Here is a 24,573-nt window from a genome sequence, read left to right as displayed (position 1 = left end):
CATCAGGTTGCCCTGGCGCAGCCGGTGGCGGGTCATCTCCTCGGTGTCGTCCTCGTAGCCGAACATGGTCCATTGCATGATCAGGCTGTTGGGGCCGTTGGGAACGATCTGGCGCACGCCCAGTGTGTTCATCTCGCGCTGCACGATCAGGTTGGGCCAGATGGTCTGCATGGTGACCGACCAGGGCGAATCGAATTCCTTGATGTAGTCCAGGAAGCGCTCGTCGCGCAGGCGCAGGTCGTCCACGAAGGAGCGCATTTCCTTCTTGTTGTCCTCGCTGACCTCGGCGTACTTGTCCTCGGACTTGGCCGAGGCCATGTAGCCGTGGCGGCCGTGCACGGGATCCACGTACATCTGCGATTTGTTGCCCGCCACCAGCAGGCCGAACACCACCAGGAAGGAGTGCAGCAGCGTGGCGTGGTAGGGGTCCTTCAGGTTCTCGTGGTACATCTTCCAGTTGCAGGGCAGCTCGTTGCGGTAGTAGCCCAGGATCTTGAGCTTCTTGCCCGTGAAGACGGCCTCGAAGTCCTTCAGGATCTCGGGGGTCAGGTATTCCTGGATAGGCTCGACCTTGTCGCTGTACGAGGCGAAGATGACGCCGTTGTGCGTGGTGACGTGCAGCTTCTTCAGGCCGTGGTCGGCATTCTTGAAGCTGCGCGGCATGCCGCCTTCCTTGTTGACGCCGCGCTTGAAGGGAATGCCCTGCAGGTCGCCCTTCAGGCTGTAGGACCACTGGTGGTAGGGGCAGACGAATTCATTCGTGTTGCCCTGGTTGTGGCGGCAGAATTCGGCGCCGCGGTGGGCGCAGCGATTCTCGAACACGTTGATGCTGCCGTCCTCGGCGCGCGCCACCACCACGGGCGTGGAGCCTACATAGGAGCGCTTGTAGTCGCCCGAATCGGGAATCTCGGCCTCCAGGGCGACGAAGTTCCAGGTGTCGCCATGGAAGATGCGTTCCATCTCGCGGTTGTAGACGTCGTTGCTGGTGTAGACCCAGTCCGGAATCGCGTTGAGCGCGTCTTCGGGCCAGCTGCATTCGTCGACGGGACGGTCCTTGGACCCGACCGTCTGGCCTATCACCGTTTGTGCCTGATACATAGGAATCTCCTCTGATAACTCTTTGATGATGCGTGTTGAATGCCGTGCGGCGCAGGGCCGCCGGCGTGATCGGTGCGGATGCGCACGGGGCCGACGCATCAAGCGTGGGCGGCGCGCGCGGCCTCCTTGACGTACTGGCGCAGGTTCGTCGCCGGATCCAGCAGGGCGGCCGGATCCACGGGCAGGTCCTGCTCCATGAGCGTGCGCAGGGCGCGCAGGTCGGCGCCCGCGTTGACGGCGATGGCATGGCGCAGGCGCCGGCCCTCGAAGGCCAGCAGCATGAACTTGACGGCCTCGCCCGCGCTGTCCATGACGCCGCGCACCTGGTAGTCCAGGTCGGGTGAGCCCTGGCCCAGCATCTGGATGTTGCAGCCCAGCACGTCGGTCCAGAACCAGCTGACCGGATGATCGGGCGCGTCCTGCCCGGCGATGGCGTGCGCCACCTGGCGCGCCTGTTCGTTGGCGTTCTGCCAGGATTCGATGCGGCTGCGCGCGGCGGTGTCGGGACAGATCTGGGTGGCGCAGTCGCCGGCGGCGTAGATCCCGGCCACGCTGGTGCGGCCCTGGCGATCCACGATGATGCCGGCCGTCAGTTCGTCCACGGCGATGCCGCTGGCGCGCGCCAGCGCCGAGTTGGCCTGCAGGCCCGCAGCCACGATGGCCAGGTCGCCGTTCAGGATCTGGCCGTCGTCCAGCTCCAGCTGCACGGGATGTTCGTCATGCGGCATGAAGCGGGCCTGGCGCACGCCATGGCCCAGCCGCACCGTAATGCCATGCGCCTGGAAGCGCTCCAGCAGCCATTGCGACAGCGGCGCGGGCGCATTGCGCGACAACAGGCGGGTGTTGGCCTCGATGACGGTGACCTGCGCGCCGGTCTCGCTGGCCGTGGAAGCCAGCTCCAGCCCCATGAAACCGCCGCCCACCACCAGGGCGCGCAGGCCGGGGCGCAGCCGGGCCTGCAGGACCAGCGCGTCGTCCAGGGTGCGCAGGTACAGGGCGTCGGCCTGTGCGGCGGGCAGCAGCGCCAGTTCGCGCGCCGCGCCGCCCGTGGCCAGCACGGCATGCTCGAAGCTCCAGACCTGGCCGTTGCTGAGCGTGGCCTGGCGGGCGGCGCAGTCCAGCGCCTGCACGGCGGTGCCCAGCAGCAGCGTGATGTCCTGTTCCTGGTAGAACTCGGCTTTCTGCAGGAACACGCTGTCGGCGGCGGCGCTGGCCTTGAGCACGTCCTTGGACAGGGGCGGGGGCTCGTAGGGCAGGTGCGTCTCTTCGCCCACCAGGGTGATGCTGCCGGCGTAGCCCAGGCTGCGCAGTTCGCGCGCCAGCACCGAGGCGGCCTGGCCGGCGCCGATGATCAGTACGGAAGTGTGGTGTGCCATGATGTCGCGGGTCTCGTGGGCAAGAATGGCCTCAGGCCTGGCTCAGGTCGGCCAGGATGTCGCTGCCTTCGATGCGCAGCGGATAGACCTTGATGTCCACGGTGGCGGGCGCGTTCATGGCCTTGCCGGTGCGCAGGCAGAACTTGGCCTGGTGCAGGGGGCACTCCACGCAGCCGTCTTCCAGGTAGCCGTCCGACAGCAGGGCGTACTGGTGAGTGCAGATGTTGTCGGTCAGGAAGAACTCGTCGTCCAGTTTGTGCAGGGCCAGCTTCTTGCCCTGCAGGTCGATGGCCAGGGACTCTTCATTGTCGATGGCGTCGATTTCGGAAATTTTGATCCAGTTCACAGCAGTCTCCGCGTAGTGCTCATAATTACTCAGTATACTGTATAAATTGGAAAGTCAAATATCGTTTTTCTTAGGGATTTTGCTAGTTCAAGCTTAAGCTATTGATAGTGCTTTCCTTTAGTCCATCAATGACATGCGTCAGTAGTTTCCCTGCTTGACCTAAATTTAATTAATCAGCACACTTACTATTATCGGAGCTGCTGAAGTGAATTTTTGACGCGAAAAAGCAGCTCTGAACGTCGGTCCGGCCGTAGGGGGAGCCGGCCTTCAAACAACCCCGTCGTTGCTGATGTTGCTTGGCCAGGCTAGGCGCAAAGAGCGCGCTGGTAGGCACCAGCAAGCGATGAGCAACGACGCATGGGCAAGCAACATCAGCAACCCTCCGGGCCCAGGCCCCGGCTAGCCGCTGACGTTGTTGCTCGCCGCTGGTGCATCTCGATGCACGGCGCGTCTCGCGCCTAGCCATCGGCCACCCGGGGCTTGGGCGACGGGGATGTTTGAAGGCCGGCTCCCCCTAGGGGGGGAAGGTCTGGAACCCACAGGCAGGCTCATGCCTGATCGGGGCGCCAGACTGGCGGCGAGTACCTAGGCCCCTGCCGAGCAAGGGGTGTGAAGACGTTAAAAAATACAAAGAGGTGAGTGATGGAGCGTCGTAGTTTTCTGCTGAAGTCGGCTTCCGTGGCCGGCGCAGGCCTGGCGGCGGTGGCGGCCCCCGCGATTGCGCAAAACAGCCCCACGGTGCGCTGGCGCATGTCCACGGGCTGGCCCAAGAGTCTGGACACGATTTACGGTTCGGCCGAAGCCCTGTGCAAGCGCGTCAGCGAGCTGACCGAAGGCAAGTTCGAGATCCGCGCCTTTCCGGGCGGCGAACTGGTGCCGTATGCCCAGAACATGGATGCCATCAGCAATGGCACCGTGGAGTGCAACCACGTGCTGAGCACGGCCTTCGTGGGCAAGAACACGGCCGTGACCTTCGACACCGGGCTGTCCTTCGGCATGAACGCCCGCCAGCACAATTCCTGGGTGCATTTCGGCGGCGGCCTGAAGCTGCTGCGCGAGATGTACAGCCAGTACAACATCGTCAACTTCGTGGCCGGCAACGTGGGCGTGCAGATGGGCGGCTGGTTCCGCAAGGAAATCAAGGGCCTGGAAGACCTGCAGGGCCTGAAGATGCGCATCGGCGGCATCGGCGGCATGGTGCTGTCCAAGCTGGGCGCCGTGCCCCAGCAGATCCCGCCCAGCGACATCTATTCCTCGCTGGAGAAGGGCACCATCGACGCGGCCGAGTGGATCGGCCCCTACGACGACGAGAAGCTGGGCCTGAACAAGGTGGCTCCCTTCTACTATTCGCCCGGCTGGTTCGAGGGCAGCGCCTCGTTGACCACCATGGTCAACAAAGACGCGTGGGAAGCCTTGCCCGCCAACTTCAAGGCGGCGTTCGAGACGGCCTGCAATGAACAGACCATGCTCAGCCTGGCCAAGTACGACGCCTTGAATCCGGGCGCGCTGCGCAAGCTGGTCGCCGACGGCGCCAAGCTGCGCTACTTCCCCAAGGACGTCATGAAGGCGGCCTACGACAAGTCCCAGGAGCTGTGGAAGGAACTGTCCGACAGCAACGCGGACTTCGCCAAGATCTATCCGAGCTGGAAGGCCTTCCAGGAGCAGGAAGCCAGCTGGTTCCGCGTGGCCGAGAGCGCGCTGGACAACTTCACGTTCAGCGAGCTGGGCAAGCGCGGTTGAGCAGGTCATCGTTAAGGTAGTGAAATGAGTCAGCACAGTCACCCGTCAAGCCCGGGTGGCCAGGGAGTCGGCGCGCGCATCCTTCGCAAGGAGGATGTGCGCCATCTCAATGGCCGGGGCAACTTCATCGGCAACATGACCATGCCGGGCCTGCAGGAAGTGGCCTTCCTGCGCAGCCCCATGGCCCATGCCCGCATCCGTCAGATCCAGGTCGGCCAGACCGTGCGCGAGCAGGTCATCACCCGCGCCGACATGCCGGACTGCCAGGACATCTACGCGGCCTCCACGCTGCCCAGCTACCAGGCTTCCAGCATGCCTGCGCTGGCCAGCGGCAGCGTGCGCTACGTGGGCGAGCCGGTGGCGCTGGCCTTTGGCCAGAGCCGCGCGCTGGCCGAGGACGCCCTGGAGGAAATCGAGGCCGTCTACGACGAACTGCCGGTCTACGGCAGCGTCCAGGCTTCGCTGCAGGCGCAGGGGGACCTGCTGCACGAAGGCTGGCAGGACAATGCGGTCGTCACGCTGCGTTCGGACATCGCCTCCGAGGAACACGCCGCCCGCGCCGACCGCGTGGTGGAGCACTCGGTCAGCCTGTCGCGCCAGTGCATGCTGCCCATGGAAGGCAAGGCCGTGCTGGCCTATTGGGATTTCCAGGCCGACCAGCTGGTGGTGTATTGCGGCAGCCAGATCCCGCACATGCACCGCACCGGCATCGCCCAGTTCCTGGGCATGGACCAGGCCCAGGTGCGGGTGATCTCGCCCGACGTGGGCGGGGCGTTCGGCTACAAGTGCGTGCTGCACCAGGAAGAATTGTGCGTGGCCTGGCTGGCCAAGACGTTCCGCAAGCCGTTCCGCTACATGGAGGACCGCCGCGAACATCTGATCGCCGGCGCCAACACCCGCGAGCACCAGTACCGCCTGAAGGCGCACATCACCAATGAAGGCCGGCTGCTGGCCCTGGATGCGGAAATCGACATCGACGGCGGCGCCTATTCGGTCTGGCCTTTCACGGTCGGCCTGGAAGTGGGGCAGGCGCTGGGCAATCTGCCCGGTCCCTACGACTTCCGCGGCTACCGCTGCCGCACCCGCGGCGTGGGCACCAACAAGCCCGGCTTCATGCCGTATCGCGGCGTGGCCCGCACCGGCGTATGCCTGGCCATCGAGCAGATGATGGACCAGATCGCCCTGGCCGTGGGCAAGACGGCCTGGGAGGTCCGCCTGCTGAATCTGGTGCAGGGCGAGCAGATGCCCTACGTCAATGTGGCCAACAAACACTACGATTCCGGCAACTATCCGGAAAGCCTGCGCCGCGCGCTGGCGGCCGTGGACGTGGACGCCGTGCTGGCGCGCCAGGCCCGGGGCGAGCCGGACGGGAGCCTGATCGGCCTGGGCGTGGCCACGTATACGGAGCAGTCGGCGCACGGCACTTCGGTGTTCGCCAGCTGGGGAACGGCCGTCATCCCGGGATTCGACCAGGCTTTCGTGCGCATGACGCCCGATGGCGGGCTGGAAGTGCGCGTGGGCGTGCACTCGCACGGCCAGGGCATGGAAACGTCCTTTGCGCAGATCGCCAGCGAAATCCTGGGCATAGATGTGGCCAGCATCAAGGTGGTGCACGGCGATACCGGCCGCACGCCTTTCTCCACGGGCACCTACGCCTCGCGCTCGCTGGTCATGTCGGGCGGCGCGGTCTCGCGCGCCTGCAAGGAACTGCTGCCGCGCCTGCGCAAGATCGCGGCGCACATGCTGCAGGCCCAGGAGGCCGACCTGGTTCACGAAGGCGCCGCGTTCAGCGCGGGCGGGCGCACCGTGACCCTGGCCCAGGTGGCCGACGCCTGGTACATCAATCCGCAGCATCTGCCTGCCGATGTGGACCCGCAAGGCCTGGAGCTGTCCGTGGGCTACAAGCCCAAGGTCGATACCGGCAGCTTCACCTATGCCAGCAATGCCGTGGTGGTGGCGGTGGATCCGCGCACCGGCGGCGTGGAAGTGCTCAAGTACGTGGTGGTCGAGGATTGCGGCGTCATGATCAGTCCCATGATCGTCGAAGGCCAGACCATAGGCGGCATCGCCCAGGGCATAGGCACCGCCCTGTACGAGGAGATGCCCTACGACGAATACGGCCAGCCGCTGGCCTCCACGCTGGCGGACTACGTCATGCCGGGCGCCTGCGAAGTGCCCAATATCCATATCGAGCATATGGAAAGCCCCTCGCCCAATACGGAATTCGGCGCCAAGGGCATGGGCGAGGGCGGCGCCATCGCTCCGCCGGCGGCCATCATGTCCGCCATCAACAACGCGTTGAGGTCGACCGGCGCGCAAGTGTCCCACACGCCCGTCACCCCGCATCGCCTGCTCAGCGCCATTCGCGCGGCAGCACAGCAACACGCCACGCCCGTGTCGGAGGTCCAGGCATGAAGGCCGCCAAGTTTGAATACGAAAAGGCCTCGAGCCTGAAACAGGTCCAGGATGCATTGAGGGGCGATTGCGCCGGCGTGCGCCTGATGGGCGGCAGCCAATCCCTGGGGCCGATGCTGAATCTGCGCCTGGTGCGTCCGGGACGCGTGCTGGACCTGTCCGCCGTGCCTGAGCTGCGCCAGGTGAGCGCCGCCGAAGGCCGGGTGCGCATCGGCGCGGCCGTGACCCACGCCCAGATCGAGGACGGCGTGTACGAGCCGCTGCGCGGCCACATGATGCAGAAGGTGGCCGGCCGCATCGCCTATCGGGGCGTGCGCAACCGCGGCACGCTGGGCGGCAGCCTGGCCCACGCCGATCCGGCCGCCGACTGGGTGCTGACCTGCGCCGCCCTGGGCGCGCGCGTGAACGTGCGCGGCGCTCAAGGCCTGCGGCCGGTGCCCATGGGCGAATTCATGCTGGCCGCCTACACCACGGTGCTGGAGGCCGGCGAATTCATCGAGTCGGTGGACGTGCCGGCGGTGTCGGCCACGGCCCGCTGGGGATATTACAAATTCACCCGCAAGGTGGGCGAGTTCGCCGACGCCAGTTGCGCCTGTTACTTCGACCCGGCCACGCGCACGGCGCGCGTGGTGATCGGCGCCATGGAGGGCGCGCCCCGTTCCCTGCCCGAACTGGCGGTGAAGGTGGCGGCGCAAGGCGCCGCGGCGCTGGAGGGCGAGGCGATCGCTTCGGCCTTGAAACCGTATCTGGAGCAGCGTGACGAGGCCCATCAGGTGCTGTTCCGCACGGTGGTGGAACGCAGCCTGCAGCAGGCGCTGGGCGTGAAAGGTTGAGACATGGCAGAGATTTCGATTCAAGTAAATGGCCGCACGCAGACGCACGAGGCCGAACCGCGCACCCACCTGGGTGACTTCATCCGTGAAAAAGGCCGGCTGACGGGCACCAACCTGAGCTGCGAGCATGGCGTGTGCGGAGCCTGCACGGTGCTGGTGGACGGCCGTCCGGTGCGCTCCTGCATCACGTTTGCCGGCGCCTGCGACGGGCATGAAGTCACCACGGTGGAAGGCTACGAGGGCGATCCCATCATGACCCGCCTGCGCAAGGCCTTCTCCGAGCACCACGCCCTGCAGTGCGGATTCTGCACGCCGGGCATGCTCGCCACCAGCCGCGACATCGTGCTGCGTCTGCCGGACGCCGACGAGGCCCGGGTGCGCATCGAGCTTTCCGGCAATATCTGCCGCTGTACGGGTTATCAGGGCATCACCGCCGCCATCCTGTCCGTGCTCAAGGCCTTGCGCGAGCAGCCTGACGAACAGGTTCAGGCCTTGCGGGCCATGGTGGTGCAGCATGTGCCCGATGACTGGTCCCGGGACGGCTTCGCCACGTTCGAGGCCGTGCAGGAAGAAGCGGCGGCCGTCGCGCCTGCGCCCGCCGCGGCGCCGGCATCGGCCGGCAGCGCGGATAAAGGCAAGGGCCAGGCCATCCAGGGCGGCTTCGAGGCGCGCTTCCCGGCCGATCAGGTCTGGGCATTCATGAAGGACCTGCCCAAGGTGGCCGGCTGCCTGCCCGGCGCCGTCATCGAGTCCCAGGACGGGGCGACCGTGCAGGGCAAGATCGCCATCAAGTTCGGCCCCATGTCGGCGGCCTTCAAGGGCCAGGCCACGCTGGAACAGGACGATGCGCGGCGCGCCGCCGTGCTGCGCGGCGAAGGCGTGGATTCGCTCAGCCAGTCGCGCGCCCGGGGCGATGTCAGCTATCAGGTCGCGCCGGAGGGGGAATCGCGCAGCCGCGTGGACGTGGAGCTGGTGTATTCCCTGCAGGGGCCGCTGGCGCAGTTCTCGCGCTCCGGGCTGGTCCAGGACTTCGTGCGCCGCATGATCGCCGAATTCGGCAAGAACGTGAATCTGCGTCTGGAAAAGCCGCTGGCCGAGGGCGAGGCGCCCGTGGCGGCGGAGTTCAATCCGGTCAAGATGTTCTTCAGCATTCTCTGGGATCGTTTCAAGGGATTTTTCCGGCGCCGCTGAGCGCATAGATCATAAGAAAAGGGGGTAAGGAGATGACAGAGCAGAACGCTTTGGGGGACGCGTGCGCCTCGCCATGGGAGCCGCCATGCTGATCGCCAGCTGGGGCGCGGCCGCCGAGCCGCTGAATGTGAAGCTGGACTGGACCCCCTGGGCCGTCCACGCACCTTTCCACCTGGCCATGCAGAAGGGCTGGTTCAAGCAGGCCGGCCTGGATGTGCGGCTGGAAGACGGCAATGGTTCGGTGACCACGGTGCAGATCGTGGGCGGCAGCGACCGTTTCGATGTGGGCCATGCCGCGCTGGCCTCCATGGTGATCGCGCGCAGCAAGGGCCTGCCGGTGAAGGGGCTGGCGCCGTTCGCCACCTCCAGCGACATAGGCGTGCTGGTGCCCGCGGATTCGGGCATCACCGGGCCGGACGGTCTGAAGGGTCGCAAGATCGCCTATACGGCCGGTTCCCTGGAGGCGCCTTTCGTGGACGCGTTCCTGGCGGCCGGCGGCCTGCGCCGCAGCGACGTGGACCTGCTCAGCGTGGATGCGGCCGGCAAGGCGGCGACCTACGCCGTGGGCCGCGCCGACGCCGTCATCTCCACCATTCCTTTCGTGCTGCCCTCGGTGTCGCGCCAGCGTCCTTCGGCGGCCATCCCCTTTGCCCGGCACGGACTGGACATGGTCAGCTTCGGCCTGTTCGCCAGCGAGCAGAAGCTGGCCAGCCGCGAGCAGGACATCCGTACTTTCTCCAATGTGGTGGCCAAGTCCTGGAACTACATCTACGACGGCCATGAGCAGGAAGCGGTGGACGCCATCGTGGCGCAGCGCCCCAATGCGCGCCTGGACAAGGCCATCCTGCTGGACCAGCTCAACACGCTCAAGACCTATTTCGGCCCGGCCGTGGCGGGCGGCTCCATCGGCGTCAGCCAGCCGGCCGACTGGGACAAGACCATCGCCACGCTGGAGCGGGTGGAGCTGATCCCGGCCGGCCAGAAGGCGGCGGACTATTACCAGCCCGGCGTGGTCAGCAGCGAATCGCTGGCGGGCCTGGAGCTCAAGTGATGGCGGCGCGCGTCCTCTCCCAAGACGTGCGCAAGCGCTTCGAAGGCGCGCGCGACGTGCTGGCGCTCGACGGCATCAGCGTGGACATCCAGCCCGGCCGGTTCATCAGCATCCTGGGCCCCAGCGGCTGCGGCAAGAGCACCTTCCTGCGCTGCGTGGCCGGTCTGGAGAGCATCAGCAGCGGCTCGCTGACGGTGGACAACCAGCCCGTGAAGGGGCCGCCCGACCAGGTGGGCATGGTGTTCCAGCGCGACGCCCTGCTGGAGTGGCGCACCATACGCGAGAACATCCTGCTGCCGCTGGAATTCGCCGGCAAGCGCCGCGCCGACTACCGCGACAAGGTGGACGAACTGCTGGCGCTGACCGGCCTGTCCCAGTTCGCCGACAGCTACCCGCGCCAGCTGTCGGGCGGCATGTGCCAGCGCGCCTCGATCTGCCGGGCTCTGGTGGACGATCCGCGCCTGCTGCTGATGGACGAGCCCTTCGGGGCGCTGGACGCCCTGACGCGCGACAACATGAACGCGGAGCTGCAGCGCATCTGGCTCAAGACGGGCAACACGACGCTGTTCGTGACGCACGGCATCGCCGAGGCCGTCTTCCTGGCCGACACCGTGCTGGTGTTCTCGCCCCGGCCGGGTCGCATCCTGGAGCAGATCCACATCGATTTTCCCCGTCCTCGTCCCCTGTCCTTGCGGGAGACGCCGGAATTCGGGCGCCATGTGGCGCATATCCGTCAATTGTTCGGCATTGCCGACGGCGCGGGAGACAGCCATGAATAAAGCCTTGCGTTCCTTGCCTTCCTGGCTGGCTGGCCTGATCTCAGTGGTGGTGGTACTGCTGGTCTGGGAGGCGGTCTGCCGCTTCGGCCAGGTGCGCGAGGTCATCCTGCCCCGGCCCACGCTGATTCTCAAGGACCTCTACGGCGAGCTGGGCTGGCACCTGAGCCAAGCCCTGTACACGCTGGGCGTGACGCTGGCGGGCTTTGCCCTGGCGGCGATCGGCGGGGTGCTGATCGCCGTGGCCCTGGTCAGTTCGCCGCTCTTCGAACGCTTCTGCTATCCGCTGATCGTGGGCTTCAACAGCATTCCGAAGGTGGCCCTGGCGCCGCTGTTCGTGGTCTGGATGGGGACCGGCTACGAGCCCAAGGTGGCCATCGCCTTCATGATCGCCGTGTTCGCCGTCATCGTGGACACGGTGCAGGGGCTGCGCTCGGTCTCGCCCGACATCCTGGACCTGGGCCGGGTGCTCAGGGGCGGACCGGTGGCCATGTTCTTCAAGGTGCGCCTGCCCTCGGCCCTGCCATCCATCATGGCCGGGCTGAAGGTGGCCCTGTCGCTGGCGCTGGTGGGCGCCATCGTGGGCGAGTTCGTGTCCTCGCAGCGCGGGCTGGGCTTCGTGATCATGAGCGCCCAGGGGGTGTTCGACACGGTGCGGGTGTTCTCGGCGCTGATCATCCTGGCGGTGATGGGTCTGGCGCTGTACTTCCTGCTCGATGCCGTGGAAAGACGCGCGACGCGTTTCCGGGCTGACTAGTTTCCAACAACATCAATGCAGAAAATCTGGGGGATTGATGCAATTTCTACTCAAACTGTCTCGGGCGATCGACTGCCTGAACCGACTATGCGGCCGTTCGGTCATGTGGCTGGTTCTGCTGGTGGTGGTGATCAGCTCGTTCAATGCGATTTCACGCAAGTTCTTTGATTCCAGCTCCAACGCCTGGCTGGAGGTGCAGTGGTATCTGTTCGGCGCCCTGTTCCTTTTGACCGGCGGCTACACATTTCTGCGCAACGAGCACGTGCGCGTGGACGTGCTGGCCTCGCGCCTGTCCGAGCGCAAGCAGATCATGATCGAGATCGTCGGCGTGCTGCTGTTCATGCTGCCGGCCTGCATCGCCATCATGGCGCTGTCCTGGCCCGTGTTCATGGATTCCTACCTCAGCAATGAAGTCTCCTCCAATTCGGGGGGCCTGATCCGCTGGCCGGCCAAGCTCATCGTGCCCATTGGCTTCGCCTTGATTTCCCTGCAGGGGATCTCCCACCTGATCAAGTGCATCGGCTTTCTGCGCGGCGCCTGCCCGAATCCCAACCGGCGGCTGCAGGAGAAGACGCCGGAAGAACTGCTGGCCGAGGAAATCGCGCGGCAGGCCCAAGCCAAATTCGAGCATCAACAGAAAGGCTGAACTTCATGATGGATCTATTTGTCGCCAATATGGCGCCGGTGATGTTCGCATCACTGATCATCTTCCTGCTGCTGGGCTTTCCGGTAGCCTTCGCCCTGGCCGCCAACGGCATGGTGTTCGGGCTGATCGGCGTGGAGCTGGGCCTGTTCAACTGGTCGCTGTTCCAGGCCCTGCCGCTGCGCGTGTTCGGCATCATGGCCAATGACACGCTGCTGGCCATTCCCTTCTTCACCTTCATGGGCCTGATCCTGGAGCGCTCGGGCATGGCCGAGGACCTGCTGGATACGGTGGGCCAGTTGTTCGGCTCCATGCCGGGCGGCCTGGCCATCGCCGTGGTGGCCGTGGGCGCCATGCTGGCGGCCACCACTGGCGTGGTGTCGGCCTCGGTGATCTCCATGGGCCTGATCTCCCTGCCCATCATGCTGCGCTATGGCTACAGCCGGCGCCTGGCCACGGGGGTGATCGCCGCCTCGGGAACCTTGTCGCAGATCATTCCGCCGTCCCTGGTGCTGATCGTGCTGGCCGACCAGCTGGGCCGCTCCGTGGGAGACATGTATCGCGGCGCCATGGTGCCCGGCCTGCTGCTGACCGGCGCCTACATCATGTACATACTGATCCTGGCGGTGCTGCGTCCCAAGGACGTGCCGCCCATTCCGGTCGAGCATCGCGCCTATACGGACGCCCAGGGCCGCACCGGCACGCGCTCCCTGATCGTGTTGCTGCTGGTGTCGCTGGCGGCGGCGTATGCGCTCGACGAGTTCGTCATCGATCCGAACGGCCCGATCGACGAGAAAATCATCATCGGCATCCTGCTGGTGGGCGGCGTGGCCTTTGCGCTGGCCCTGTTGAACAAGTGGCTCAGGCTGGGCATGCTGTCCACGCTGGCCGAGCGCGTCACCTTCGTGATGATTCCGCCCTTGGCGCTGATCTTCCTGGTGCTGGGCACGATCTTCCTGGGCATCGCCACGCCGACCGAAGGCGGCGCCATGGGCGCCGTGGGCGCCATCCTGATGGCGGTCAGCCGCCGTCGGCTGAACCTGGACCTGCTCAAGCAAGCCATGGACACCACGGCCAAGCTGTCCTGCTTCGTGATGTTCATCCTGATCGGCTCCACCATCTTCTCGCTGACCTTCCGCGGCGTGGACGGCGACCTGTGGGTCGAGCACCTGCTGATCGATCTGCCCGGCGGCGAGTACGGCTTCCTGATCCTGGTGAGCGTGCTGGTCTTCGTGCTGGCCTTCTTCCTGGACTTCTTCGAGCTGGCCTTCATCATCGTGCCCTTGCTGGGTCCGGTGGCCGACAAGATGGGGATAGACCTGATCTGGTTCGGCGTGCTGTTAGCAGTTAATATGCAAACATCCTTTATGCATCCACCATTTGGCTTCGCACTATTTTATTTGCGTTCGGTGGCGCCCAAGGAAGACTATATCGACAAGGTGACCAAGAAGAAGATTCAGGGCGTGGCCACGGGTGACATCTACTGGGGTTCGGTGCCGTTCATCGGCATCCAGATCCTGATGGTGGCCATCGTCTTGCTGTTCCCCGGCATGGTGACGCATTACAAGGGCGGCGGGCCGCAGGTGGATCCCAACACGGTCAAGATAGAAATGCAGGACGAGTACGGCGTGGACGCCAATCCGTTCGATTCGTCGGACAGCGACATGCCTTCGTTCAAATAGCGGGAAGGAGAGGGCCATGGAGAGCCTGGATGTCAGGGTATTGCGTCAGTTGCACGACTGGCGTGCGCAGGGGCGCGAGGCCATCCTCGTGACCGTGGTGCAGACCTGGGGCTCGTCTCCGCGTCCGGAAGGCTCCATCATGGCTCTGGAAAAGGGCGGGGCGGTGGTCGGGTCCGTCTCGGGCGGCTGCATCGAGGACGACCTGATCCGCTCCTACACGACACGCAGGCCGCAGACAGCCGCCTGCATGGAGACGGCGGGCCCCAGTTGCTGACGTATGGCGTCAGCGCCGACGAGGCGCACCGCTTCGGCCTGCCATGCGGGGGCACCATCCGGCTGCTGGTGGAGTTCAATCCCTGCCCCTTGGCCCTGGCCGAGGTCCTGGAGCTGCTGGAGCAGCGCCACCTGGTGCAACGCCATGTGGATCTGCACAGCGGCCGCGCCTGGAGCAGCGCCACGCGCGTGCCCGCGGCCTTGAGCCTGAGCCCGGATCGCCTGTCCGTCACCTTCGGACCGGCCTACCGCCTGCTGCTCATCGGCGGCGGGCAATTGTCCGAGTACGTGGCCACCATTGCCTTGTTCAATGGCTTCGACGTGACGGTCTGCGATCCGCGCAGCGAGCATATCGAGGGCTGGAGCGTGGCCGGAGCCCGCGTGGTGCGCGGCATGCCCGACGACGAAGTGATCGCCTGCGTGCCGGACCGCAGGACGGCGGTGGTCGCCCTGACGCACGATCCCAAGCTGGACGACCTGGCTTTGCTGGAAGCGCTCAAGAGCAGCGCCTTCTATGTGGGCGCCATCGGCTCGCGGCGCAACAACCAGAGCCGGCGCGAGCGCCTGGCGGAGTATTTCGACCTGACGGCCGAGGAAATCGACCGCCTCAAGGGGCCCATCGGCCTGTACGTCGGCAGCAAGACGCCGGCCGAGATTGCCGTCAGCATCATGGCCGAGATCATCGCCGTCAAGAACGGCGTGGACGTGCCGCGCGAGCTGTCGGTGGCCTCGGTCAAGAACAGGCAGGAGCAGCAGTCGGCCTGATTGCCTGCTTGCGCGCCAGTCCCGCTGTTCATGGCGCCGATTCGCATTAAGATAGGAGAACGGGTTGCGGTCCGTTCTCTTTTTTTGCCGTCTGCGAGCCTGCGATGACTTTGTCTGCTATTTACGGCTATACGCCCGTCAGCGCCCCGCAGGGGCGTCAAGCCTTGTATACCCCCAGCCAGTGCGCCCGCATGGATGCGGCGGCGCCCGCCCTGGGCGCGCCCGTCGAGCAATTGATGCAGGCAGCCGGCCAGGCCGTGGCGCAGGCCGTACAGCAGCATTGGCCGCGCGGAGCGGTGCTGTTCCTGTGCGGGGCGGGCAACAATGGAGGCGACGCCCTGGTGGCCGCGAGCATCCTGCGTGAACAGGGACGGGACGTGTCGGTCTACAGCCTGGTCGATCCGTCGGCGCGCCGCGGGGCGGCGGCCTGGGCGCAGGCGCAGTGGAACGGGCCCTGGGAGCCGCGTTGTCCCGATTTTGCCGGTTTTGCCGTCGTGGTGGACGGCTTGCTGGGGGCGGGCCTGGACAGGCCCGTGCAGGGCGAGGCGGCCGATTTGATCGGGGCGCTGGCCGCCTCGGGCGCGCCCGTGTGCGCGATCGACGTACCCTCCGGTCTGGATGGCGCCACCGGGCTGGTGCGCGGCGTTGCCGCCCGGGCATGCGTCACGGTCACCTTTGTGCGCTACAAGCCCGGCCACCTGTTGTATCCGGGTCGGGACTTGTGCGGGCGCCTGGCTGGTGGGCATAGGCATGCCTGCGGCCGCCCTGGAGCCGCCCGACACCTGGCTGAACGAGCCTGCCCTGTGGCTTGCCCATCTGCCCCGGCTGGCGGCGGACAGCCACAAGTACACGCGCGGCCATGCCCTGGTGATAGGCGGGACGCGCATGACGGGGGCCGGCCGGCTGGCCGCCCGGGCGGCGCAGCGCGCCGGAGCCGGCCTGGTCAGCATGGCCGTGCCCGAGGCGGTCTGGAGCATCTACGCCGCCGCGCTGGAGAGCATCATGGCTGCGCCGCTGGAGGCGTCCGTCAGCCGCGACGGGCGTATCCGCGCCTGGCTGATCGGTCCCGGCGCGGGCCTGGGAGAGGACACCCGCAAGCTCGCGCTGGAGCTGCTGGCCACGGGCCGGCCCTGCGTGCTGGATGCCGATGCGATCAGCAGTTTCGCCCGCCGTCCGCAGGAACTGTTCCAGGCCCTGCATGGGCAGTGCGTGCTGACGCCGCACGCCGGGGAGTTCGCGCGTCTGTTCGATCCCGCCGAGGATCGCCTGCAGTCGGCTCGCGGCGCCGCCCGACGATGCGGCGCGGTAGTGGTCCTGAAAGGCGCCGATACGGTGATCGCCGCTCCGGACGGCCGCGCCTTGATCAACGCCTGCGCGCCGCCCTGGCTGGCAACGGGAGGCACCGGCGACGTGCTGGCCGGGCTGGCGTGCGGATTGCTGGCGCAGGGCATGCCGGCCTTCGAGGCTGCGGGCGCTGCCGTGTGGCTGCATTCCCAGGCGGCGCTGCACTGCGGGCCGGGCCTGATCCCCGAGGACCTGCTGCAGGCCATGCCGGCCGTCTGGCGGCTTCTGTGTCAAGCGCCATCTCAGGGATAGTCCGCAGCGGCGGCCGGCCCGTTTGGTTTTAAGATCAGCCTTTCAGGCTTCATGTTTATGCAAGCTCGTCGAGCCCGCGTACGCGACAGGCGCGTCATGAGCCGGGACGGACAGGGGAGGAGGAGCGCGCGGCGCGTTTCGCCATTTGCGGCGGCGCCGGCGGCGGTTACGGATCGGCCGGAGCCGCACCCCTATCAGGTGAGCATGATGAAATACGTGGAAGGTTTCGTCTTGGCCGTTCCCAAGGCCAACAAGGAGCAGTATCTGCAGCATGCCGGGCAGGCCCTGCCCATCTTCAAGGAGATGGGCATCAGTCGAGTCGTGGAGTGCTGGGGCGACGATGTGCCGGACGGCAAGGTGACGGATTTTCGGCGCGCCGTCCAGGCGGCGCCCGACGAGGAGGTGGTGTTCAGCTGGTTCGAGTATTCATCCAAGGAGGTGCGCGACGCGGTCTATCAGAAGATGATGGACGATCCGCGCATGCAGGCTATGAGCAAGAACATGCCTTTTGACGGCAAGCGCATGATCTTCGGGGGCTTCGTGCCCATCCTGGACGCCTGAGGGCGTTCAGGCGCCCTGGCGCTGGTAGGCCAGCAGCACGATCCCGCTGAGCACCACGGCGCCGCCCAGAAGCTGGGTCGGGTTCAGGGTCTGCTGCAGGATGAACCAGCCCAGCAGCAGCGAAGCCACCGGCTCTATGTTCAGGAAGGGGGCGTTGCGCGACAGATTCAGCCGGGGCGCCATCACGAACAAGGTGACGAAGCCCGCCGTGTACAGCAGGCAGACGACGGCCAGGGCCAGCCAGCCCATGGGACTTTGCGGCAGGGACGAGCCGCCGGGCAGCAGACCCAGCGGGCTCAGGGCGATCAGCAGCACCAGTGTCTGGCTGATGGTGCAGAAGCTGCGCACTGCTCCGGGCAGGGCCGAGAGCTTGTTTTCGGTCACCCACAGTCCGATGGCGAAGACCAGCGCCGTAGTCAGCCCGCAAGCCACCCCCAGCAGCCAGTCGGCGTCCAGCGTGGCGCCGGCCAGCAGGCTGGGCACATCCAGCGCCAGCCGCAGTCCCGCCAGGATGACGAGCATGATGATCAGGGTCTTGCGGCCGGGCCGGTGGCCGCCCAGCACCCAGGTCAGCAGGGCAAGCAGGATGGGGTACATATTGGCCACCAGCAGGGCCAGGGCCACGGGGATGCGCGCGATGGAGGAATAGATCAGCATGCACTGCGTGGTGATCAGCGCGCCCAGCAGCAATTGCCAGCCCAGATAGCGGCGCGGCACGCGCAGGGCCTGGCGCTGCCAGATCAGGAGCAGGCCCAGGGCCAGCGTGGCCGAAGCCGAGCGGGAAATCACGGTGATGATCAGGCCCGTGCCGTGGTCCAGCGCGACCTTGGCGGCGATGTGGTTGCCGGCGAAGGAGCTGCCCAGCAGGAGCAGCAGGGCGATGGCCAGGTGACGGGGCAGCAGGGAAGGCGCAGACGCGGGGGGCATGCCAATTATTTCAAATTTAAAGTATTAGCTTGTACCCAATTGTTGTCTGCGGCAGGCTTTGCTGCAAGCGCTATTTGCGGGAAAGCGCCCCGTGTGTGGCCGGTGAGGCGCCAAACCAGGCCCGCCGGCGCGACGCGGCGCCGCCAGGCAGGGCGGCGGCGCGCTTCAGTGCGTGCTGCCGCTGGGCGTGACGCGCGGGATCTGGTAGGTGATGGACTGGTATTTGGGCGTGGACTGGTGGCCCACGATCTCGCCGCCCAGGCTCTCGGCGATCTTGCGGCTGGCGATGTTCTCCTAGGCCACCGGATAGCAGAATCCGGCGGCTTCGCTCACGCTGGACGCCCATTCCAGTACGGCTTGCACGGCTTCGCGGCCGAAGGCCATGCCCTGCTTGTCCTCGCGGATCCAGATGCCCAGCTCGGGCGTGGCGGTGCGCAGCCGGTGCAGGCCCGCCAGTCCCAGGAACTGGTCGGTGGTGCGGTGGCGCACCGCAAAGACGAATTCGGTGCCGTCTGCCGCTCCGGTCAGCCATTCGCCCCAGATGCTGTCGAATTGCTGACGGCTTTCAGGCGGATCCCAGGTCATGAAGCGGGTCAGGGAAGGAGTGATGCAGGAAAAAGCTTCGTCCGCGTCGCGCAGGCTGAAGGGTTTCAGGGACAGCCGGGCCGTCTTGAGAGTCAGGTTTTCTGTGTCGAGTGGCATAGGATCTCCTCGGTACAGGCGGACTGGCCCGGTGGGCAGCCGGCCGCGATTGCAAAACAGAGGGCGGCTAGCCCGGCCCTCTCTTTTTTTAGCGTAACAGCGTCGCCCTTCCGAAGGCCAGTTAAAAAACTGTTTTTCCCGGGCAAAAAGCCAGTGCGGGCGGACCTATGGATGGCGGCGCGCCTGCTGCGGCGGGCGCAGCACAGCCGGTTGCAGTGCTACTATGATGGCCGACGTCCCCGCTGACAGAGATTCCACCATGAATTCCGATTCCGCCCAGGCGCCGATTGCAGACAACAAGCGGGCGCAGTCCTTGTTCCGGCGCTGGCGCGCCATGTTGGCCGGCGGCCTGCTGCTGGCCGTTCTGGCCGGCTGCGCGCTGCCTTCACTGGAGGGACGCACCCAGTCCGTCTCCCTGTACAGGGAGCAGGCCGAGCAGACGGCCCTGGGCCGGGCCATCGTTCCCCTGGCGCAGGCCCATCCGGGCCTGTCGGGCATCTATCCTCTGTACGATCCCTACAATGCCTATGCGGCGCGGGCCCTGCTGGCGCACGCCGCCCAGAAGACGCTGGACGTCCAGTATTACATCTGGCGCGGGGACACCACCGGCATGCTGCTGCTGGGGGCGCTGCTGTCCGCGGCCGAGCGCGGCGTGCGGGTGCGCCTGCTGATCGACGACAACGGTTTGCGGGCCTGGACGGCACGCTGGCGGCGCTCAACGCCCACCCCAACATCGAGGTGCGGCTGTTCAATCCCTTCGTGCTGCGCTGGCCCAAGTCGCTGGGCTACCTGACCGATTTCTCGCGCCTGAACCGGCGCATGCACAACAAGTCCTTCACGGTGGACAACCAGGCCACCATCATAGGCGGGCGCAATGTGGGCGACGAATATTTCGGCGCCACCCAGGACGTGCTGTTCGCCGATCTGGACGTGCTGGCCGTCGGAGCCGTCGTCCAGGACGTCTCCGACGATTTCGATCGCTATTGGGCCAGCCAGTCCTCCTATCCCGTGGACCGGCTGGTGTCGGCGGACGGGCCGCAGGCGCTGGAGTCCTTCCGGGAAGAACTGGCCGAAGCCGAGCGCCAGCCCCGCGCCCAGGGCTACCGCGCCGTGCTGACGGGCTCCAAGCTGGTGGGCAGCCTGATGCGCGGCGAAATAGAATTCCAATGGGCGCGCACCACGATGATCAGCGACGATCCGGCCAAGGCGCTGGGCGAGGTCAACCCGGAACAACTGTTGGTCTGGCAGATGGACAGGCTGCTGGGCGAACCCAGGCGCAAGGTGGACCTGGTCTCGTCCTATTTCGTGCCCACGCGCACCGGCGTGCGTTCCTTCCAGTCCCTGATGGACCGGCCGGGCATGCGGGTGAGGGTGCTGACCAATTCGCTGGCCGCCACGGACGTGGCCGCCGTGCATGCCGGCTATGCCAAGCGGCGCCGCGCGCTGCTGCAGGCCGGAGTGGAGTTGTGGGAGCTGCGTCCGACCGGGGACAGGCCCACACGGCATGGCTCGGCGCCGTTCGGCAGTTCGGGTTCGGCGCTGCACGCCAAGACCTTCGCCATCGACGAGCAGCGGCTGTTCGTGGGCTCGTTCAACTTCGATCCGCGCTCGGTCAATCTGAACACGGAGCTGGGCTTCATCATCGAAAGCCCCGTCATGGCCCAGGCGCTGTCCAGGGCCTTCGACCAGACCATCCCCTATCGCAGCTATCGCGTCGAACTGGACGACAAGGGCGAACTCATATGGGTGCAGTTGAACGAAGACGGCAGCCGTCGCGTCTTCCATACGGAGCCCGAGGCCGGCCTGTGGCGGCGCCTGAACGTGGGCGTGCTGTCGGTGCTGCCCATCGAGTGGCTGCTGTAGCGGCCCGGCTTGGGATCAGCGGAGGCGAACTTCGGGCGCCGCGCCGGCGGCCTTTACACCTTCAGGCGCTCCAGGGCGGCGCGCCGGGCGCTGATCCAGCCTGCATACAGGTACAGCCCGTATTTTTCCATGTCCTGCTCGGCCAGATTCCATTCGTGCAGGGCGCGTCCCGGCTCGCCGAGCGCAAGCCATGCATCGCCCCGGACGCAGTGCAGCTCGGCGGACAGGCTGTTCGAGGCGTAGCGCAAGCCTTGCGCCGCTGCCTTGTCCAGCCAGGGCATGGCCTCGTTGCTGCGTCCCAGGCGTATCAGTGCGCGCGCGATTCGCGCCATGAGCCCGTCGGCGCAGATGGGCAGGCCGTGCAGCACGGTCGGCACGCAGTCCAGCATGGGTTGCAGGCTGGATTGGCGGCCATGCAGCATGATCTGGCAGTAATGAAGAAAAGAGCGTGCCAGGGCCGACCAGGGTTCCGGGCTGCTCAGCTCCTTGAGTTCCTTCAGGGACTGATCGGCCAGATGGCGGCATTGTTCCAGCTGATCGCTCAGGTACAGGGTCTGCAGCGCGAACAGCCGGGTGATGGCGCGCATGGTGAAGGGCGTCTCGGGGCGCAGGCTCTGCAGCGCCTGCTGGGCATGCTGCCGTGCGGCGGCCGGGTCGCCCTTGAGCGCCAGCGTCACGGCCAGGGTGCCCAGCGTCAGGTTTTGCGGAAACTGATCGGCGATCGCCAGCCGGCTCTTCGTGGCGGGCAGGTCTTCCAGCACGGCCAGGCTGAGGTTCAGGGTCTGCTCGGCGGCGCGCACGTCGCCTTTCCATAATTCGTGCTGGCCGATGGCGTACAGCGCCCAGCTACGGTTCTGATCATGGCCGGTCTCGCTGGCCAGGGCCAGAAGCTGGCGGGCCACCTGCAGGGCCTGCTCGAAGTTGCCCTGGGCCTGCAGGGCCGACCAGGTGGTCCACAGCGACACCATCACCTGGTCGCTGTCGTGATGGTCCTGGACGTGGCGGGCCAGCTCATAGGCCATGGCCGTCGAGGCGGCGGCCGGGCCGTAGAGCGCGGCTTCGATGGCCCCCTGCAGCATGCGGCATTCGAACTGCAGCGTCTGGCGCACCTGCAGATCGCTGATGAGCTCGCTGCGGTTCAGGGAGCGCTGCAACAGTTGGCTGGCCTGGCGCAACTGAGTCTGCGCCAGCGCTTCGCGCGCGGCGCGCTGCCACCAGAATGCGGCCTCGGCGCTGTCGGCCTCGCACAGGTGCCGGGCGATCAGTTCGGGCGCATGGCGACGGCGTATGCCATGGCGGGCGATGGCCCGGTGCGCGTCCTGCTGTTCGCGGCGCAGGGCGATCCGGCCCACGGCCTGGGCGACCAGCGGCTGGCAACTTATCTCGCGGCCATGGCGCTCGATCAGGTCCAGCGTGACCAGCGTGTCCAGTCCGCTGTCCAGCGTATCGACGTCCATGTTCAGCATCAGGGCCAGTTCGTTCGTTGCGATGGCATGGTCGTTGAGCGCGACGGCGGTCAGGATGCAGCGCGTGGCCGGCAGCAGGCTGTGGTACTGGGTGCAGACCAGGTCGTTCAGGCGGGGCGCGCAGTCGGGTGCGCCGCCCAGTTCGATCTGGCGCAGCAGATCGTGGGCATGCCCCGGGTTGCCGCCGCTCAGCCGAGCCAGGCGCGCACGGTGGTCCCTGGAGAGCCGCTGCCCTCGGCTCAGAAGACTGTTGATGCTGGAGCGGTCCAGGGGGCGCAGCGCCAGGCGCTCGGCGCGTTCCAGCCCATGGCTGGGATTGCGGCTGGTGGTCAGCAGCAGCGTGGGGTGCCGCGGCGCGCAGTGCGCCAGCAGCCGGATCAGCTTGTGCGTGGGCGGATCGGCCCATTGCATGTTCTCGATGATCAGCAGGCGACGGCGGGTCGAGCCCCGCGGGCCGCTGAGCAGGTTGAAGAGCATGTCCATGTGTGCGGTGCAGGGCTCGTTCAGTTCCAGCTCATCGGGCGGCGACTGCAGCCATGAGCTCAGCGCACGGGCTTGCTGCGGCGTGATTTCCAGGGCGGCTTGCACGGCCTGCGGAGAAAACGGGTCCTGCTGGCCGGCCGGCTGCTGCGCCATCTGGCCGGCCAGCCGCTCGTACAGCCACAGGCGCACCGGGTGCCAGGCCAGGCGGCGCATGTCTTCGCGGCACTGCAGCGCGATGCAGGCGTGATCGGTCTTTTGCACGTAGTCGGCCAGGGACTGGACCAGCAGGCTCTTGCCGATGTGCGCGCGACCGTGGATCGCAAGGTGTTGCAGCGGACGGGCCGGACCTACCAGGGACCAGGCCTGCACCAGTTGGTCGAACTCCTGGGATCGACCGTAGACGCGGCTGGCGAGACGCCCCGCGTCCGCGCCCGCTGCGCGCAGATTGAGCGCCAGCGCCTCGTCCTGGCCCGGGTGGGGCGCCAGCGCGTCTTCGGGCGTCAGACGCAGCGCAGCCTGCAGCGTGACTCCGGGCGAGCCGGGCGGTGCCTGCCAGCTCAGCGGCAGGACGACCTGCGCCAGTTGCCCCCAGGGATCGGGCCGGCCGGACAGGTCGTCCATGGCCAGGTCCGCATGCACGGCGATGCTCATCTGGACGCGTTCGTCCAGCCGCCGGGCGGCCGCGGCGCGGGCCAGTCCGGCGGCCAGCGCCACCGGCGCCTCCAGCAGTTCGGGATAGCCGAAATACGCCAGCACCTGATTGGGGCCGGCGGAACAGAACCAGCCCCCGTGCTGCTGGATCAAGGAAGCCAGCAATTGACGGCTCTGGTCCAGGACGGCCCCGCTGTGTTCGCGGTCGTGGCGCTTGTCCGGCTGGAAGCGCAGGCAGAAGCCGACCACGGCCAGCGGGCGCAGGCGCAGGCTGCTTTGCGAAGCCTGGACGGGATCAGCCTGCCGTTCGGACGCGTCGATCAGGTCGCGGGTCTGGGCGCTGGGTTCGCAGCCCAGCCGGTCGGCCAGCAGCACGGAGCACTGCTCGAAGGCCTGCATGGCGGCGTCGTGCTGGCCTTCCTGCTTGAGCAGGCGGATCAGGCGTTGATGCAGCAGTTCTTCCTCGGGCCAGATGAGCAGCCAGCGCTTGAGGTGGGCGATGGCCTGCGCGGGCGGCACGGCTTCCAGGCCCGACTCCATGTAGCGGTCGCGGCACTGCGCCAGGGCCCGGCGAATCTGCGCATGGGCGTCCTGCAGCCAGTCCTGGAGCTGTTCGCCGTGGTGCAGCTTGACCTGCTCAAGCAAGGGCCCCTGGTACAGCTCCAGGCGTTCCAGGTCGCTCAGCTCCGGCTGGCTGGGGTGCTGGAGCAGGGCCAGCACGTCGATGCGGATCCGGGCGGGATCCAGGGCCAGGGTTTCATTGCTGATGCGCAGGACCTCGCCGCAGCCGTCGAAGGCGCGGCGCAGGGCGTGCAGGGCGTGGCGCAGGCGTGCGCGGCCTATGCTGACCGGATCCTCGTGCCAGATGATCTCCGCCAGGTGGCTGCGGCCCAGCGGCTTGCCGTGGGCCAGCGCCAGCAAGGAAAGCAGGATGCGGGCCTTGTCGTAATTGATGATCTGGGTGCGCGGCTGGCCGCCGACAAGCAGTCGGTACGGCCCCAGCAGATGGAGCTGGGCGTCGGGCGGAGCGGGCGAAGACAAGGCAGCCATGGGCTTGTTCATGTATCAAGAGTTAAGCAATGACGTCTAGAATGTATCCGATGCGTTTAATTGTGCTTCAAGTATTTCTCCGAGGATAAGCGTTTTTTCGTTCGGGGCCTCCGACATCACGAAACTTTCGCTCGGCTTTCAGGGTTTTCCCCTCTTCCACCGTTCTGGCCGGCAGTCGGGCCGGCCTGGCCTAAAGCTTTGAAAAAAGTGGTTCCTGAAATGATTAAACGGAGACGGCAGGCGCTTGCGCCCGCCCGGAGCGCGGCCTTGAAAGGCTGAGGCACGTCGGCGTGGCAGCCGACATGCCCGGCGGCGGCCGCTCATGTGA

At 66.6% G+C, this 24,573-nt stretch carries 17 protein-coding genes and 3 pseudogenes; 14 read left to right on the top strand and 6 right to left on the bottom strand.

Annotated elements, in window-relative coordinates:
• The 3 genes from ACWPWO_RS18565 to ACWPWO_RS18555 all read right to left on the bottom strand — a co-directional run.
• A partial coding sequence (locus ACWPWO_RS18565) for a Rieske 2Fe-2S domain-containing protein (RefSeq protein WP_454007859.1) occupies positions 1-1,098 on the bottom strand: 1,098 nt, incomplete at its 3' end.
• Between the two features lie 98 nt (positions 1,099-1,196).
• Complete coding sequence (locus ACWPWO_RS18560; RefSeq protein WP_454007858.1) at positions 1,197-2,474, bottom strand: NAD(P)/FAD-dependent oxidoreductase; 1,278 nt, start codon at positions 2,472-2,474, stop codon at positions 1,197-1,199.
• Positions 2,475-2,505: 31 nt separating this feature from the next.
• Complete coding sequence (locus ACWPWO_RS18555; protein WP_454007857.1) at positions 2,506-2,820, bottom strand: non-heme iron oxygenase ferredoxin subunit; 315 nt, start codon at positions 2,818-2,820, stop codon at positions 2,506-2,508.
• 642 nt (positions 2,821-3,462) lie between these two features.
• Between ACWPWO_RS18555 and ACWPWO_RS18550 the strand changes: the two genes are divergently transcribed.
• The 13 genes and pseudogenes from ACWPWO_RS18550 to ACWPWO_RS18490 all read left to right on the top strand — a co-directional run bounded on the left by ACWPWO_RS18550 (position 3,463) and on the right by ACWPWO_RS18490 (position 17,103).
• Complete coding sequence (locus ACWPWO_RS18550; RefSeq protein WP_394061622.1) at positions 3,463-4,560, top strand: TRAP transporter substrate-binding protein; 1,098 nt, start codon at positions 3,463-3,465, stop codon at positions 4,558-4,560.
• A gap of 24 nt (positions 4,561-4,584) precedes the next feature.
• A complete protein-coding gene (locus ACWPWO_RS18545; RefSeq protein ID WP_454007856.1) occupies positions 4,585-6,975 on the top strand; it encodes a xanthine dehydrogenase family protein molybdopterin-binding subunit in 2,391 nt (796 codons plus the stop codon).
• Positions 6,972-7,808 carry an FAD binding domain-containing protein gene (locus ACWPWO_RS18540; protein ID WP_454007855.1) on the top strand — a complete coding sequence of 279 codons (837 nt, stop codon included), beginning with the start codon at positions 6,972-6,974 and terminating at the stop codon, positions 7,806-7,808. Before ACWPWO_RS18545 ends, ACWPWO_RS18540 begins: the two co-directional genes overlap by 4 nt.
• A gap of 3 nt (positions 7,809-7,811) precedes the next feature.
• A complete protein-coding gene (locus ACWPWO_RS18535; RefSeq protein WP_454007854.1) occupies positions 7,812-8,999 on the top strand; it encodes a xanthine dehydrogenase family Fe-S subunit in 1,188 nt (395 codons plus the stop codon).
• Between the two features lie 85 nt (positions 9,000-9,084).
• On the top strand, positions 9,085-10,050 hold the full coding sequence (locus ACWPWO_RS18530; protein ID WP_454007853.1) for an ABC transporter substrate-binding protein: 966 nt from the start codon (positions 9,085-9,087) through the stop codon (positions 10,048-10,050).
• Positions 10,050-10,829, top strand: coding sequence for an ABC transporter ATP-binding protein (locus tag ACWPWO_RS18525; protein WP_454007852.1), 780 nt, complete (start codon positions 10,050-10,052; stop codon positions 10,827-10,829). Before ACWPWO_RS18530 ends, ACWPWO_RS18525 begins: the two co-directional genes overlap by 1 nt.
• Entirely contained in the window at positions 10,822-11,583 is a 762-nt protein-coding gene (locus tag ACWPWO_RS18520) for an ABC transporter permease (RefSeq protein WP_454007851.1), read from the top strand. Before ACWPWO_RS18525 ends, ACWPWO_RS18520 begins: the two co-directional genes overlap by 8 nt.
• 37 nt (positions 11,584-11,620) lie before the next feature.
• On the top strand, positions 11,621-12,229 hold the full coding sequence (locus ACWPWO_RS18515) for a TRAP transporter small permease subunit (RefSeq protein WP_454007850.1): 609 nt from the start codon (positions 11,621-11,623) through the stop codon (positions 12,227-12,229).
• Positions 12,230-12,237: 8 nt separating this feature from the next.
• Complete coding sequence (locus ACWPWO_RS18510; RefSeq protein WP_454007862.1) at positions 12,238-13,908, top strand: TRAP transporter large permease; 1,671 nt, start codon at positions 12,238-12,240, stop codon at positions 13,906-13,908.
• Positions 13,909-13,924: 16 nt separating this feature from the next.
• Positions 13,925-14,946: pseudogene (locus ACWPWO_RS18505) on the top strand (XdhC family protein).
• Between the two features lie 104 nt (positions 14,947-15,050).
• Positions 15,051-15,614, top strand: a pseudogene (locus ACWPWO_RS18500) (NAD(P)H-hydrate epimerase); the annotation flags it as partial.
• Positions 15,615-15,696: 82 nt separating this feature from the next.
• Positions 15,697-16,542, top strand: a complete 846-nt coding sequence (locus ACWPWO_RS18495; protein ID WP_454007849.1) for an NAD(P)H-hydrate dehydratase — start codon at positions 15,697-15,699, stop codon at positions 16,540-16,542.
• Between the two features lie 207 nt (positions 16,543-16,749).
• A complete protein-coding gene (locus tag ACWPWO_RS18490; RefSeq protein WP_454007861.1) occupies positions 16,750-17,103 on the top strand; it encodes a DUF1428 domain-containing protein in 354 nt (117 codons plus the stop codon).
• Between the two features lie 6 nt (positions 17,104-17,109).
• Here the strand turns inward: ACWPWO_RS18490 and ACWPWO_RS18485 are convergent, their stop codons facing one another.
• Both ACWPWO_RS18485 and ACWPWO_RS18480 read right to left on the bottom strand, forming a co-directional pair.
• Positions 17,110-18,030, bottom strand: a complete 921-nt coding sequence (locus ACWPWO_RS18485) for an EamA family transporter (protein WP_454007848.1) — start codon at positions 18,028-18,030, stop codon at positions 17,110-17,112.
• A gap of 294 nt (positions 18,031-18,324) precedes the next feature.
• Positions 18,325-18,732 carry a GNAT family N-acetyltransferase gene (locus tag ACWPWO_RS18480; protein WP_454007847.1) on the bottom strand — a complete coding sequence of 136 codons (408 nt, stop codon included), beginning with the start codon at positions 18,730-18,732 and terminating at the stop codon, positions 18,325-18,327.
• A gap of 259 nt (positions 18,733-18,991) precedes the next feature.
• Between ACWPWO_RS18480 and ACWPWO_RS18475 the strand changes: the two are divergent.
• Positions 18,992-20,595, top strand: a pseudogene (locus ACWPWO_RS18475) (phospholipase D family protein).
• A 53-nt stretch (positions 20,596-20,648) separates the two neighbouring features.
• Here ACWPWO_RS18475 and ACWPWO_RS18470 read toward each other — a convergent pair.
• Positions 20,649-24,245: an AAA family ATPase gene (locus ACWPWO_RS18470; RefSeq protein WP_454007846.1), complete on the bottom strand. Its 3,597-nt coding sequence runs from the start codon at positions 24,243-24,245 to the stop codon at positions 20,649-20,651.
• Positions 24,246-24,573 lie beyond the last annotated feature (328 nt).

This window comes from Alcaligenes sp. Marseille-Q7550, assembly GCF_965112015.1.
Note: the sequence above shows the minus strand (reverse complement) of the source record. Positions and strands in the feature narration are given on the sequence as shown.